Genomic DNA, 14799 nt, shown 5'->3' on the forward strand with positions numbered 1-14799 from the left:
CCTCAACCAGCGTGGGTGGACGGGCGTCACAGAATCTGCGCGGCCCCGTCGTCAGGGTGTGCCGATGGCCCCGACCGAGCGGGACCGGTTGGATCGAGGCATGCCAGCTGAGCGCCGGATCCGGATCGGGATCGACACGGGAGGCACGTTCACCGACGTGGTGGCCCTCGACGAGGAGACCGGGGAGCTGGTCACCACCAAGACCCCGTCGACACCGAGCAACCCGGCGGACGGGTTCCTGGCCGGGATCGCCAAGGTGCTCGACCTGCTCGGGGCCGGCGACGACAGCGTCAGCGCGGTCAGCCACGGCACCACCGTCGCGACCAACCAGCTGCTCGAGGGCAAGGTCGACCGGCTGGGGTTCATCACCAACACCGGCTACGAGGCGATGCTGGAGATCGCCCGGCAGTCGGTGCCGGACGGCTACGGCAACTCGTACTTCTGGGTGAAGCCCGACCGGATCGTCCCGCGCGACCTGGTCAAGGGCGTCGAGGGGCGGCTCGACCCGACCGGCGCCGAGGTGCGGCCCTTCGACGAGGCCGGCGCCCGCGAGACGGCCCGCTGGTTCCGGCGGCAGGGCGTCAACACGCTCGGCGTCTGCTTCCTGCACGCGTACGCCGACCCGCGCCACGAGCTGCGGATGCTCGAGATCCTGCGCGAGGAGCACCCCGACGCGGTGGTCAGCATCAGCAGCGAGGTGCTGCGCGAGTACCGCGAGTACGAGCGGGCGATGACCACCCTGGTCGACGCGGCCGTCAAGCCGCGGCTCTCGGCGTACGTGCGGAACATCAGCGAGCGCCTTCAGGAGTACGGCGCCCCGCCCTTCTATGTGATGAAGTCCAACGGCGGCGTGCTGAGCGCGGCCGAGGTCGTGCACCAGCCGATCACCACCGTGCTCAGCGGCCCGGCGGCCGGCGCACTGGGCGCGGCGCTGATCGCCCAGGTCGCCGGCTTCGATAAGGTGCTCACCAGCGACGGCGGCGGGACGTCGACCGACGTCAGCGTGGTCATCGACGGCGAGCCGACGCTCACGACCGAGGGCAGCGTGGGGGCGTTCCCGAGCAAGATCCCGATGATCGACGTGGTCACCGTCGGCGCGGGCGGCGGCTCGATCGCCTGGCTGAGCCCCGAGGGCACGCTGAAGGTCGGCCCGCAGTCGGCCGGCGCCGACCCCGGCCCGCTCTGCTACGGCAAGGGCGGCACCGAGGTCACCATCACCGACGCCCACGTGGTCCTCGGCCGGATCCCTCCCCACCTGCTCGGCGGCGAGATCCCGCTCGACGTCGATGCGGCCCGGGCCGGCGTCGAGCAGCTGGCCCAGCAGCTCGGCCTGACCCCCGAGGCATGCGCGTCCGGGGTCCTGGAGATCTCCGCCTGGAACCAGGCCAACGCGCTGCGCCAGGTGACGGTCAAGCGCGGCCTGGACGTCCGCGACTTCGCCCTGGTCACCTTCGGCGGCTCCGGCTCGCTGCTGCTCTGCCGACTGATGGACGTGCTCGGCCTGCCGACCGTGCTGGTGCCGCCCAACCCCGGCAACGTTTCGGCGTTCGGGCTGCTCACGGTCGACGTCAAGAACGACTACGTGCAGACCCACGTGGCCCTCGCGGACGCGCTCGACCCCGCCGTCGTCGAGGGCGTGTACGACGACCTCACGGCCCGCGCCGCGACCGCGCTGAGCGGCGAGGGGTTCACCCCCGAGCAGCACGTCTTCGCGCGCACCGCCGACCTGCGCTACTACGGCCAGGCCTTCGAGGTCCGGGTCCCGGTCGCCGCCGGTCCGCTCGACCCGGCGGCGGTCGCGGCGGAGTTCCACGCCGCCCATCGGGCGCTCTACGGCTACGACTTCGCCGCCGACCCCACCCAGCAGGTCGAGTGGGTCAACCTGCGGGTCTCCGGGATCGGGCCGATCACGCGGCCGGAGATCGCCCGGCACGGAGGTCTCGATACGCCCGCTCGTTCCTCGCGGGCTACTCGACCAGCGAGTGGGACGAGGGGCGTCTGCTTCGACGCCGCCGACGGGTACGTCGACACCCCGATCCTCCAGCGCACCGACCTCCCGCCCGGCACGAGCGTCACCGGCCCGGTGATCGTCGAGGAGTTCGGCTCGACCGTCCCGATCCACCCGGGCTTCGAGGCCCGCGTCGACGAGTACCTCAACCTGATCGTCACCAGGAGCAACGCATGAGCCGCCGCGCCCCCACCCAGTTCCCGTTCGGGTTCCTCACCGACGACCGGGGAGCGTCCGCCGACCCGGTGCTGGTCGAGATCGTCCAGGGCTCGCTCGCGAGTGTCGAGATGGAGGTCGAGACCGCCATCGCGCGCACCAGCCGCAGCCCGATGATCCGCGACGCCCACGACTTCCGGGCCGGCATCCACGACCGGCTGCTGCGCAAGCTCACCGGTCGGTCGTACTCCGCGCTCGTCCACCCGGTCGCCCGCGACTTCCCGATCGAGGAGATGCGGGAGGGTGACGTGTTCTTCCACAACGACGTCTACCGCTCCGAGGGCGGCATCGGGCACCTGCCCGACCTCTGCGTGACCGTGCCGGTCTTCAGCGGCGGGCAGGTGGTCGCGTTCGTCCAGGCCTTCGGCCACCACGACGACATCGGCGGCGCCGTACCCGGGTCGATGCCGAGCAACGCCACGAGCGTGTTCGAGGAGGGCCTGATGGTCCCGCCGATCAAGCTCTGGGACGCCGGCGTCCCCAACCGTGCGGCGCTGGCCATCATGACCCGCAACAGCCGGATGCCCGAGTCGCTGAGCGCCGACCTGGACGCCGAGTGCTCGGCCTGCCTGATGGGCGCGCGCCGGCTGGGCGAGCTCTTCGACCGGTACGGCGTCGCAGTCGTCGAGTCGTGCTTCGACGCGATCATCGACCGGACCACCACGACGTACCGACGCGAGATCCTCAGCCAGATCCCGGTCGGGTCCTGGACCTGGGAGGACTACGCCGAGCACGACGGCGTCGACGAGCCCCAGCTGCACACCCAGCGGATCACCCTGACCCGCACCCCCGCCGACGACCCCGAGGGCGAGCGCCTGGTGCTCGACTTCGACGGCACCGGCCCGCAGGCCAAGGGGCCGATCAACCACTGCGGCGACTACAGCGACGGCGTCTTCCTGAAGAAGTGGCTGGCGCCGATCCTGCGCAACCTCGCCGAGAGCCCGGAGCGGATGGCCGAACTCGACGTCAACGAGGGCATCGTGCCGCTGATCGAGATGCGCTTCCCGGAGCCCGGCACCCTGCTCACGCCGGTGTTCCCGGCCCCGACCAATGCCCGCACGTTCGTGATCCTGCGGCTGCTCGGCGTCCTCGCCGGCGTGGTCGCCAAGGCCGTCGACGGGCGGATGCCGGCCGACCAGGAGACGATCCGCTACACCGGCGTGTACGGCGAGGACCTCGACGGCCGGCCCTACCTCATGCGCGAGGTGCTCGGCGGCGGCTCCGGCGGCCGCTACTACGCCGACGGCGAGGACACCATCCACGTGGTGCCCGACAGCCGCAACCTGCCGACCGAGTTCACCGAGGCCCGCTTCCCGTTCCGGGTCGAGTCGCTATCGCTGGCGGTCGACAGCGGGGGAGCGGGGCGGTTCCGCGGCGGCCTCGGCTACGAGAAGCACATCCGGATGCTCAAGGACGGCCACTTCATGTCCATCGCGGACCGGTCGATCCTGGCCTGCTGGGGCGTCAAGGGCGGGTTGGCCGGTCAGCCGTTCCAGGTGGTCATCGACCCCGGCGGGCCCGAGGAGCGCGAGGTCGACGCCCTCGCCGACGCCGAGCCGATCCGGGCCGGCCAGGTGGTCCGGATCCGCACCACCGGCGGGGGCGGTTGGGGCGACCCGCTCGAGCGCGAGCCGGAGCTGGTGGTCCGCGACGTCATCTGGCGCAAGGTCTCGCCCGCGGCCGCGCTCTCGTCGTACGGCGTGGTGCTGACCGGCTCGGTCGACACCGACGACCTGTCGTACGACGCCGCCGCGACGGCCGCCGAGCGTGCGGGCCGGTCCTCGGCCGCCGCGGCGTTCTTCGACCGCGGCCCGGGCTACGCCCAGCTGGCGGGCGGCCCGTCGTACGCCGAGGTGGACGTGGTCTGAAACGTGACTAATCGTCGCTCCTAGCAGACTGGTGTTTCGCCTGTCCACCTCCATCCAGAGGGCGAGAAGTTCTGTGAAGGCTCTGTTACACAGAACCGAATTGAAGGATTGTCAGACATCCTGACAAGGACCGTGACCCCGGCCGTGCGGGCGGCCGGGTTCCGAACTCGCCACCACAGAAATGAGTCCACCAGTGAGGAAATCGCGCGCTCTGATCGGCGTGACCAGCCTGGCCCTCGCCGCGACGTCGGTGCTCGCCAGCAGCAGCATCGCGGCGGCCGACGAGACGGCTCCGACGGCCACCGTCGCGAGCGACCGCGGCACCAGCTCGTCGTCGTCGGCCGTGCCGCAGACGGCACAGGCGAAGCTCTTCCGTGCGGCCGCCGAGACCCTGGTCGCCGGCGACCCGATCGAGATGCCGACGTCGTACCCCTACCAGCCGCGGCTGCCGCTCTACCGGGACAACCCGGACGACGCGGCCCACCGCGCCGAGCTGCTCGGCCACCCCGACCTGGCGCCCAAGCTCCAGGAGCTGATGGCCGCGAGCGACCGGGTGTCGGTGCAGGTGGTGGGGCAGTCGACCCAGGGCCGCGACCTCTACCTGGTGACGGTGACCGCGCCGGAGACCGAGGCCGAGACCGCGCGCCAGGCCGCCTGGAAGGACACGATCAAGCACGACCCGAAGGCCGCTGCGGCCGACTCGACGCTGCTCGGCCAGTACAAGACCCCGGTGTGGATCAGCAACAACATCCACGGCAACGAGTGGGAGGGCACCGACGCGGCGATGAAGTACATCGAGTGGCTCGCCACCGCGCCGCTCAGCGAGGTCGGCAGCCTGCTGCGCAACAACCGCCTCTACTTCTCCCCGTCGCTGAACCCGGACGGCCGGACCAACGCCACGCGGGCGACCGCGCTCGGCCTGGACCCGAACCGCGACATGATCACCAACGCCACCCCGGAGACGAAGTCCTACATCCGGCAGGCGCAGGCCATCCAGCCGATCTACACCGCGGACTTCCACGGCTACACCGGCGTCCTCCAGATCGAGCCCTGCGGGCCGCCGCACGGCACGAACTACGAGTACGACCTGTCGATCCCGCACAACTACGCCCTCGCGCTGAAGGTCGAGCAGGACGTCGTGGCGGCCGCCATCCCCGGCAACCCGCTGACGAGTGCCGGCGGCATCGCGATCCCGTACCGCGACGACCCGAACGGCGGCTGGGACGACTACCCGCCCGTGTTCAGTGCGCAGTACTCCGCGTTCTACGGCGCCGCGACGTCGACCGTCGAGCTGCCGCTGGGCCGGACGGGGTCGTACATGACCCCCGCCCGCGCCGTGACCAACGTCGCGGTCGCCTACCAGACGATGGAGAGCATCGTCGAGTACATGAACAACCCGACCTCGGCGCGCGAGATGCTCGGCAACCAGATCGAGACCTTCCGTCGCGGTCTGTCGGGCGAGCCGAAGAAGCAGCTCACCGTCGCCGACGTCAACACCGTCCCCGGCCCCACGCAGTGGCGGGCGCTCTGGGACGAGGTCGACGACCAGGAGCCGCTCGTCCTCCCGAACGCCTACGTCATCCCGCGGGGCGACGGTCAGCGCTCGGAGAGCGACGCCGCTGCGCTGGTCGAGCAGCTGCTGCTGCACGACATCGAGGTCGGCACGCTCGACGCTGCCGCCACGGTGGGCGGCAAGACCTACCCGGCCGGGTCGTACGTCGTCGACCTCGACCAGCCGCTGCGCGGCATGGCGAACTCGCTCCTCGACCTCGGCGACAACATCTCCGCCTCCACGATCCCGCAGCTCTACGCCGACGGCGCGTGGAGCTACTCGTACCTGTGGGGTGCCACGGTCGACAAGGTCGGAGTCGTCCAGGACGCGCCGATCGGGGCGACCACCCCGGTCTCCGCGGCGTCGTCGAACGCCGCGGTTCCGGCGGCTGCCGACTACGTCACCTTCGACCTGGCCGGTGTCGCCGACTTCGAGGCGCTCAACGCGCTGCTGGACGAGGACGTCGCCGTGTCGATGCTGGCGGACGGCTCGGCCGTCGTGGACAAGGCTGCCTTCGCGGCGGTCGCCGCGGTGTCGGAGGAGCTCGACATCGCCTTCGAGCCCGCCACCGCTGCGGATCTCGACGCCCTCGACGACGCGACCACCAAGCCGCTGAAGGACTTGAAGATCGCCTTCGTCGGGTCGGTCGACGACCGCCTGGCCCTCGGCGAGCTCGGCTTCGACGACCTGGTCCAGGTCACCGCTGCCTCCATCAACGCCAACCCGGCGCTGCTCGCCGACGTCGACGTGCTGTGGATCGGCTCGACCTTCACGACGACCGGCGACAGCAACGCCCCGGTCCGTGGTGCGGTCCAGGCCCTCCTCGACCGCGGTGGTGCGCTCACCGGCCGTGCGGCCGCCGGCTTCAACGCCGCCCGGGACTTCGGGCTGATGACCGGCACCGCCGTCACGGGCGCCGGCTCCAACACGGCCCTCGTCGACGTCGACAACACTGCTGGCGGCGTGCTGGCGCCGTACGCGCAGGACACGTCGTACATCTACCCGGCGACCTGGTTCACCGGTCTGGGCGCGGGGGTCTCGGTCGAACAGACCTACGGCGCGGGCAACCCGGTGCTGGCCGGTCTCTGGCGCTCGACGAACGCGACGACGGGGGCCCTGCTGGCCACCCGTCCGGAGGTCGCCGCGACTCAGGCCTCCGTGGTCTCCTCGGTGACTCCCCGGACCAACCCGGCCGTGTCGGCCAAGTCGATCGTCTTCGGCACGTCGGTGTTCTTCCGGACCAACCCGAAGAGCCTGTTCAGCCAGGCCGCCCGCGGCATCTTCTGGGCCGCCCCGGCCGCCTCGGACCGGCTGACCGCCCCGACGGAGACCACCGTCTCGATCGCCCCGGTCGCCAAGGTGACCTACCCGGGCGCCGCGAAGGTCGCGGTCACCGCCAGCACCGATGGCACCGTCGAGCTGGTGTCGGGCTCGAAGGTCCTCGCCAGCGGCACCACCACCGCCGGCAAGGCGACCCTCTCGGTCGCGGGTCTCAAGCCCGGCAGCACCTCGCTGGTCGCGCGGTTCACCCCGTCGGCCGCGGGCTTCGAGCCCTCGGTGAGCGCCCCGGTGACGGTCTCCGTCGCCAAGGCGTCGTCGACGCTGAAGCTGTCGGCGAAGAAGGTCAAGGTCGCCAAGAAGGCCAAGCTCGGCAAGGCGAAGGTGACCATCTCCTTCACCGTCCCGAACGTGCCCGGCAACGCCAAGATCGTGCTGACCGACAACGGCAAGGCCCTCGGCGTCGTCACCGTCGCCCCGGGCAAGGCCAAGACCATCACGGTCCGCCTCCGCAAGGGCTCGCACACCCTGCGGGCGACGTACACCGGCAGCAGCCTGGTCTCGGCCAGCTCCGCGTCGGCGAAGGTCAAGGTCAGCTGACCTGATCACCCACGGACGGCCGGCACCCTCGGGGTGCCGGCCGTCCGGCGTTGTCGGGCGCTACCGTCGTGGCATGCGACCGCCGCTCGCCGACGTGCTCGGCCTGGAACCGCACCCCGAGGGCGGCTGGTACCGCCAGACCTGGGCCTCCCCGGTCGAGGTGACGCTGCCCGACGGCCGGGTCCGTCCGACCGCGACGCTCATCCACTTCCTGCTGCCGGCCGGGGAGTCCTCGGCCTGGCACCGGGTCGCCTCCGACGAGATCTGGCTGGCCCACACCGGCGCGGTGACGCTCGAGCTGGGCGGCACCGACGTACGGCCGGGGGAGCCGACGGCGGAGGTCTGCGACGCCGCCCACCCCCAGGTCCTGGTCCCCGCGGGCGTCTGGCAGCGCACCGTCCCGTCCGCCGCCGACGCGCTCGTCAGCTGCCTGGTGTCGCCCGGGTTCGACTTCGCCGACTTCGAGCTGGCGTCGGAGTAGTCCGTCACACCGGGGTTGGTTACCCGCGAGTAAGCAACCCCTGTGTGACGGACTACCCCGACTACGGCTCGACCAGCCCCGCCCGGATCGCGTAGCGCACCAACTGGGTCCGGTCGCGCATGCCGAGGCGAGCCAGGATGTTGGCGCGGTGCCGCTCGACGGTCTTCACGCTGATGGTGAGCGCGGTCGCGATCTCCTTCGACGACAGGCCCTCGGCGATCAGCTTCAGCACCTCGTCCTCGCGCTCGGTCAGCACGGTCGTGGGGACCCGCTCGCCGCGGCGCAGCCGGTCGAGGTAGTCGCGCACCAGGGCGCTCATCGCGCCCGGGTAGACGAACGCCTCGCCGCGCATGGCCGAGCGGCAGGCGGCGACCAGGTCCTCGTCGGCCACCGACTTCAGCACGTAGCCGCTGGCCCCGACCTTCAGGGACTCGAAGAAGTACTGCTCGTTGTCGTGCATCGACAGCATCAGCACCCGCGGGGGCTCGCGGCGGCGGGCGATCTCGCGGGCCGCCTGCAGCCCGGTCATCCGCGGCATCGCGATGTCGAGCACGACCAGGTCCACCGGGACCTCCCTCAGCAGCGCCACCGCCTCCGCCCCGTCGCCGGCCTCGGCCACCACCTCGAGGTCGGGCTCCTGGTCCAGGATCAGCCGTACGCCGCGCCGCACCAGTCCGTGGTCGTCGGCCAGCAGGATCCGCGTCGGGTTCACGACGGGTCCACCGGGACGCTCAGCCGGACCCGGGTGCCCTGCCCGGGGGCGCTGTCGATCTCGAGCGTCCCGCCGACCGAGCGGGCGCGCTCCCGCATGCCCCGCAGGCCGGCCCCGGCCGCGTCTGCGACCAGCCCGCGGCCGTCGTCCGCGACCCCGAGCACCACCCGGTCGCCGAGCCGCTGCAGGGTCAGCTCGACCCGCGTGGCCCGCGCGTGCCGCGCGGCGTTGGTGAGCGCCTCCTGGGCGACCCGGTAGACGACCAGCTCGGTCGCCGGCGGCAGCGCGGGCAGCCCGGGCGCGATCGAGCGGCGCACGGTCGCGCCGCCGTGCGCGGAGAACCCGGTCGCGAGGGCCGCCAGCGCGCTGTGCAGGCCGAGGTCGTCGAGCACGCCCGGGCGCAGCTCGCGCGCGACCCGTCGTACGTCGTCCAGGCCGGCGCGGGCGCTCTCCCGGACCAGCTCCAGCTCCTCGACCAGCTCGGCCGGTGCGCGGCGCTGCACCTGCTTGAGACCGAGGAGTACGACGGTCAGCTGCTGGCCGACCTCGTCGTGCAGCTCCCGGGCGATCCGGTGCCGCTCCTCCTCCTCCGCGGCCAGGGCCCGGGCGTCGCTGCCGCTGCGTTCCGCCTCCAGCCGGTCCAGCATCGCGTTGAAGCTGGCGACCAGTCGGGCGCCCGGCCCGCGGGTGCCCGTGGGCAGCCGCTGCCCGGGCTCCAGCAGGTCGACGGTCGCCATCTGCCGCACCACCCGGTCGATCGGCGCGAGGCTCGCGCGGAGCAGCAGCGCGTTGGTCACCAGCATCACGGCGAGCCCGAGGGTCAGCACGAGCGCCTCGGAGACCACCGTGCGCCGCGAGACGCTGACGGGCAGGAGCAGCAGGGCGAGGGTCCCGGCGAGGAAGACGGTGCCGTTGATCAGGCACACCCGCCAGTAGAGGGGGAGCGTCCAGGTGCGCACCCCGCCAGCCTGTCACGTGGCCGGGTCCGGCCGGACCCGGCGAGCCCGAGATGGGTGGTAGCCCCCATGGTCCGCGGACGCTCGTTCGCGAACACTCGAGCGTGCCGGACGAGAGCGGTCGGGAGGCGATGTGGAGGAGCCAGCGGCGACGGTGGTCGTGGGCCTGCTGGTGCTGTCCCTCCTGGCCGCGCTCGCCGGCGCCAGCGTGAGATGGACCCCGCGGGAGCACCTGCTGGTGGTCAGCCGACGCGGCGTCGTACGGCGCGTCGTGGGCGGTGGGCCGGCCTGGCGCTGGCCGCTGCTGGACACCGTCGAGGTCGTCGCGATGGACCCCGAGCCGGTCGCCATCAGCGTGCGCGCGACGACCCGCGACGGCCACGAGGTCCGGCTGCTGGCCGAGGCGGTGCTGCCCGTCGTACCGCCCCGCCCGGGGGAGCCGGCCGACGCCGTCGACCAGGCGCGCGAGCGGGCCGAGACCGGCCTGGCCGACGAGCTGGTGGCCGCCGTCGTGGCGTGCGACGTCGCCGACCTGGGCGACCTGGAGGTCGGCGGCCTGGCGGTCGTCGAGCTCGACGTGGTCCTGCGGTGACCACGGCCGAGCTCAACGTCGTCGTCCTGGTCGGTGCCGCGGTGCTGCTGGCCGCCGTGGCCGCCGTCCGCCTGGTCAGCCGGGCCGGGCTGCCGAGCCTGCTGATCTACCTGGCGATCGGGCTGGCCATCGGCGAGGGCGGCCTCGGGCTGCACTTCGAGGACGCCGACCTGACCCAGGTGCTCGGCACCGTGGCCCTCGCGGTCATCCTGGCCGAGGGCGGCTTCACCACCGACTGGAGCGTCGTCCGCCCGGTGGCGCCGCTGGCCGGGGTGCTGGCGACCGTCGGGGTCTTCATCAGCGTCGCCGTCACCACGGGCCTCGTGTACGTCGTCCTCGACGTCGACCTGCGCACCGCGATCGTGCTGGGGGCGGTCGCCTCCTCGACGGACGCGGCCGCAGTCTTCTCGGTGCTCCGGCAGCTGCCCGTCCGGGGCCGGCTGCGCGCCACCGTGGAGGCCGAGTCGGGCTTCAACGACCCGCCGGTCATCGTCCTGGTCACCGTGGTCACCTCGGACGCCTGGGAGAGCGCGGGGGCCCTCGGCATCGCCGGCCAGATCGGCTACCAGCTGCTGGTCGGGGTGCTCGTGGGCGTGGCGGTCGCGGTCGCCGGGACCTGGCTGCTGGCGCGTAGCGCGCTGCCGGCGTCCGGTCTCTACCCGCTGGCCACGTTGGCGATCGCCTTCCTGGCCTTCGCCCTGTCCGGCGTGGTCGGCGCCAGCCCGATCATGGCCGTCTACGTCGCCGCCCTCGTGCTCGGCAACGCCCGGCTCCCGCACCGCTCGACCACGGAGAGCTTCGCCGGCGGGCTCGCCGGGCTGGCGCAGATCGGACTGTTCATCCTGCTCGGGCTGTTGGCCAGCCCCGCGCGGCTGCTCGACGCGCTCCCGACCGCGCTCGTCGTCGGCGGCGCACTGACCCTCGTCGCCCGGCCGCTGTCCGTGGTGCTGTGCGCGACGCCGTTCCGGGTGCCCTGGCGCGACCAGGTCTTCATCAGCTGGGCCGGCCTGCGCGGCGCCGTACCGATCGTGCTCGCCACCATCCCGATGAGCGTCGGCCTGCCCGGCGCGGAACGGATCTTCGACGTGGTCTTCCTGCTCGTCGTCCTGTTCACGCTGCTCCAGGGGCCGACCCTGCCCTGGGTCGCCCGCCGGACGGGCGCGGCCCGCCCGCACAACCCCCGCGACGTGGCCATCGACTCCGCCCCCCTCGACGACATCGACGCCGCGCTGCTGCAGTTCGCCGTCCCCGAGCGGTCCCGACTGGTCGGGGTCGAGATCGCCGAGCTGCGGCTGCCCGTCGGGGCGGCCGTCTCCCTGCTGGTCCGCGACGGCGAGATCTTCGCGCCGGCGCCGACGACCGTCCTGCGTGGCGGCGACCACGTGCTCGTCGCGGCACCGCGCGACGACGGCCCGGCCATCGAGGCGCGGCTGCGCGCGGTGAGCGACCACGGCCGGCTCGCCGGCTGGTACGCCGGGGTGGCGGGCCGGTGATCGCCGCCGCCGCGATCGGGGTCTTCCTGGTCGCCTACGCCTTCATCGCCACCGAGCGGATCGACCGGGTCGCGGCGGCCCTGGGCGGGGTCGCCGCGATGACCCTGCTCGGGCTGGTCGACGCCGACAGCGCCTTCTTCGACCACGACACCGGCGTGGACTGGAACGTCGTCTTCCTGCTCTTCGGGATGATGGTGATCGTCGGGGTGCTGAAGCAGACCGGCCTGTTCGAGTACCTCGCGCTCTGGGCGGCCCGGGCCTCCCGCGGGCGACCGGCCCGACTGATGGCGCTGCTGATGGTCGTGACGGCGGCGGCGAGCGCGCTCCTCGACAACGTCACCACGGTGCTGCTGGTCGCCCCGGTGACGCTCGCGGTCTGCGCGCGCCTCGGGCTGCCGACGACGCCGTACCTCGTGACGCTGGTCTTCGCCTCCAACGTCGGCGGCACCGCGACCCTGATCGGGGACCCGCCCAACATCATCATCGCCAGCCGGGCCGGGCTGAGCTTCAACGACTTCCTGGTCCACACGCTCCCGGTGACGGTGGTGATCGTGGCCGTGCTGGTCGTGCTGTGCCGGTTCCTCTACCGGCGCGAGCTGCGCGTGGAGCCCACCGCGGCGACCCCGGAGGACCTGGATCCCGCGACGGCCATCCGCGACCCGCGGCGCCTCGCGGTCTGCCTGGTCGTGCTGGCGCTGGTGATGGTCGCCTTCGGGCTGCACACGGTGCTCCACCTCGACCCGTCGATCGTGGCGATGATGGGCGCCGGGGCGATGGTGCTGCTGACCCGGACCACCTCGGAGGAGTTCCTCGAGGAGGTCGAGTGGGGGACCCTGGTGTTCTTCATGGCCCTCTTCGTGCTGGTGGGCGGGCTGGTCCAGGTCGGCGTGATCGGCGCGATCGGGGAGGCGGCCGCCTCCGCGCTCGGCGACCGGCCGCTGCTGGCGTCCACGACCCTGCTCTTCGGGTCCGCGGTGGTGGGCGGCTTCGTCGACAACATCCCCTACACCGCGGCCACCGTGCCGATCGTGCAGGACCTGGTCGCCGCGTCCGGCGACACCTCGTCCGGCAACCCGCTGTGGTGGGCCTTCGCGCTCGGCGCCGACCTGGGTGGCAACACGACCGCGGTCGCGGCCGGGGCCAACGTCGTCGTCCTCGGGATCGCGCACAGCGCCGGACGACCGATCACCTTCTGGGAGTTCACCAAGAAGGGCCTGGTCGTGACCTTCGTGTCCCTGACCGTGGCCTGGCTCTACGTCTGGCTGCGCTACTTCGTGTTCTGATCGGCTCATGCGTCCCCTCACCCTGGTCACCGGCGGTACCCGGGGCATCGGGCGGGCGGTCGCGCTCCGGCTCGCGGCCGACGGCCACGACCTGGTGCTCGGCTACCGCGACGACGCGACCGCGGCGGACGCGTGCGCGTCGTCGGCAGCGGAGCTCGGCGCGTCGGTGGCCCTCCTCGCCGGCGACCTCACCGACCCGGTTGCCGTCGACGACCTGTTCGCCGCCGCGCCGCGTCCGTTGACCGGCGTCGTCAACAACGCCGGGGCGACGCTGCACCTCGGCCCGCTCGCCGAGACCCCGGTCGACGTCGTACGACGCACCGTGGACCTGAACCTCACCGCGGCGCTGCTGGTCGCCCGGGCCGCCGTCCGCTCGCTCGGCCGCTCGTACGGCGGCGCCGGCGGCGTGCTCGTGAACATCAGCTCGGGCGCCGCGACGCTCGGCTCGCCGGGGGAGTACGTCCAGTACGCCGCCGCCAAGGCCGGCGTCGACGCGCTCACCGTCGGCCTCGCCCAGGAGGTCGCCGGCGACGGGGTGCGGGTGGTCGGCGTCGCGCCCGGGATCGTCCGGACCCGCATCCACGAGGACGCCGGCGAGGCCGGCCGGGTCGACCGGGTCGGGCCGCTCGTGCCGCTGGGCCGCGCCGGCGAGCCGGAGGAGGTGGCGTCGGTGGTCGCGTTCGCGCTGAGCGACGCGGCGTCGTACGTCACGGGGACGACGCTGCGGGTCGCCGGGGGCCGCTGACGGCGATCGGGCCGTTCCGTTGGCAGATGTCGCCAATGTCCGGGGGTCGGGGGACGCCTAGGTTCGTCGCATGAGGGTCCTGCTCGCGCTCGGCGGCAACGCCATGACCAGCGCGGACGGCGGAGTCCGGCCCGAGGACCAGATCGCCGCCGCGTCGACCGCGGCTGCGGCGGTCGCCGACCTGGTCGGCCGCGGGGTCGAGGTGGTGCTCACCCACGGCAACGGGCCCCAGGTCGGCAACCTGCTGGTCAAGAACGAGCTCGCCGCGGCCGTCGTACCCCCGGTGCCGCTGGACTGGTGCGGGGCCCAGACCCAGGCGACGCTCGGGTTCGTGCTGATGAACGCGCTCGACGCGGCCCTGCGCGAGCGCGGCGTGGACCGTCGTACGGCGACCGTGGTCACCCGCACCCTCGTGGCCTGGGACGACCCCGGGTTCACCCGGCCGACGAAGCCGATCGGCCGCTACCTGCCCGCCGCCGACGCCGCGCTGCTCGTCGAGCACGGCGAGACGTGGGAGGACCGCGGCGACCGCGGCTGGCGGCGGGTGGTCGCCTCGCCCGAGCCGCTCGAGATCGTCGACCTGGCCGCGGTTGAGGCCCTGGTGGCGGCCGGCTTCGTGACCGTCGCCAGCGGCGGCGGCGGGATCCCCGTGGTGGTCGACGCGGACGGCCGGCTGCGTGGCGTCGAGGCGGTCATCGACAAGGACCTCGGCGCGGCCGTGCTCGCCCGCGACCTGCGCGCCGACGTGCTCGTCATCGCCACCGACGTGCCGAACGCCGTGGTCGGCTGGGGCACGCCCGACGCTCGCCCGCTCGGCCAGGTCAGCGTGGCCGAGCTGCGCGGGATCGCCGCGGAGGACCACTTCGCCAGCGGCTCGATGGGCCCGAAGGTCGACGCGGCGTGCCGGTTCGTCGAGCGCGGCGGGTCCCGGGCCGTCATCACCAGCCTGCAGCACATCACCGATGCCCTCGACGGTGCCGCCGGCACCGTCGTACTCCCCTGAGGAAGGAACGCC

At 73.0% G+C, this 14799-nt stretch carries 11 protein-coding genes; 9 read left to right on the top strand and 2 right to left on the bottom strand.

What is annotated here, in order from left to right:
* The first annotated feature begins 100 nt into the window (after positions 1-100).
* The 4 genes from V7S47_RS04245 (at position 101) to V7S47_RS04260 (ending at position 8003) form a co-directional block, all read left to right on the top strand.
* Positions 101-2185: a hydantoinase/oxoprolinase family protein gene (locus V7S47_RS04245; RefSeq protein WP_336560404.1), complete on the top strand. Its 2085-nt coding sequence runs from the start codon at positions 101-103 to the stop codon at positions 2183-2185.
* On the top strand, positions 2182-4092 hold the full coding sequence (locus V7S47_RS04250) for a hydantoinase B/oxoprolinase family protein (RefSeq protein WP_336560405.1): 1911 nt from the start codon (positions 2182-2184) through the stop codon (positions 4090-4092). Before V7S47_RS04245 ends, V7S47_RS04250 begins: the two co-directional genes overlap by 4 nt.
* Before the next feature lie 193 nt (positions 4093-4285).
* Positions 4286-7522 carry a M14 family zinc carboxypeptidase gene (locus V7S47_RS04255; RefSeq protein WP_336560406.1) on the top strand — a complete coding sequence of 1079 codons (3237 nt, stop codon included), beginning with the start codon at positions 4286-4288 and terminating at the stop codon, positions 7520-7522.
* Positions 7523-7595: 73 nt separating this feature from the next.
* A complete protein-coding gene (locus V7S47_RS04260) occupies positions 7596-8003 on the top strand; it encodes a cupin domain-containing protein (protein ID WP_336560407.1) in 408 nt (135 codons plus the stop codon).
* Between the two features lie 61 nt (positions 8004-8064).
* Here V7S47_RS04260 and V7S47_RS04265 read toward each other — a convergent pair whose 3' ends face one another.
* Both V7S47_RS04265 and V7S47_RS04270 read right to left on the bottom strand, forming a co-directional pair.
* On the bottom strand, positions 8065-8715 hold the full coding sequence (locus V7S47_RS04265; RefSeq protein WP_336560408.1) for a response regulator transcription factor: 651 nt from the start codon (positions 8713-8715) through the stop codon (positions 8065-8067).
* Positions 8712-9674 carry a HAMP domain-containing sensor histidine kinase gene (locus V7S47_RS04270; RefSeq protein WP_336560409.1) on the bottom strand — a complete coding sequence of 321 codons (963 nt, stop codon included), beginning with the start codon at positions 9672-9674 and terminating at the stop codon, positions 8712-8714. Before V7S47_RS04270 ends, V7S47_RS04265 begins: the two co-directional genes overlap by 4 nt.
* Positions 9675-9804: 130 nt before the next feature.
* On the opposite strand from V7S47_RS04270, the gene V7S47_RS04275 reads away from it, so the two are divergent.
* From V7S47_RS04275 to V7S47_RS04295, 5 genes are all read left to right on the top strand, one after another.
* The gene (locus V7S47_RS04275; RefSeq protein WP_244509226.1) at positions 9805-10263 is read left to right on the top strand and encodes an SPFH domain-containing protein; all 459 of its coding nucleotides are present in this window, start codon (positions 9805-9807) and stop codon (positions 10261-10263) included.
* Entirely contained in the window at positions 10260-11756 is a 1497-nt protein-coding gene (locus V7S47_RS04280) for a potassium/proton antiporter (RefSeq protein WP_336560410.1), read from the top strand. Before V7S47_RS04275 ends, V7S47_RS04280 begins: the two co-directional genes overlap by 4 nt.
* On the top strand, positions 11753-13039 hold the full coding sequence (locus V7S47_RS04285; protein ID WP_336560411.1) for an ArsB/NhaD family transporter: 1287 nt from the start codon (positions 11753-11755) through the stop codon (positions 13037-13039). Before V7S47_RS04280 ends, V7S47_RS04285 begins: the two co-directional genes overlap by 4 nt.
* A 7-nt stretch (positions 13040-13046) precedes the next feature.
* Positions 13047-13784 carry an SDR family oxidoreductase gene (locus tag V7S47_RS04290; protein ID WP_336560412.1) on the top strand — a complete coding sequence of 246 codons (738 nt, stop codon included), beginning with the start codon at positions 13047-13049 and terminating at the stop codon, positions 13782-13784.
* Positions 13785-13854: 70 nt separating this feature from the next.
* Positions 13855-14787: a carbamate kinase gene (locus tag V7S47_RS04295; RefSeq protein ID WP_336560413.1), complete on the top strand. Its 933-nt coding sequence runs from the start codon at positions 13855-13857 to the stop codon at positions 14785-14787.
* Positions 14788-14799 lie beyond the last annotated feature (12 nt).

The sequence above is a fragment of the Nocardioides sp. CCNWLW216 genome (assembly GCF_037120545.1).
Classification (GTDB): Bacteria; Actinomycetota; Actinomycetes; order Propionibacteriales; family Nocardioidaceae; genus Nocardioides; species Nocardioides lianchengensis.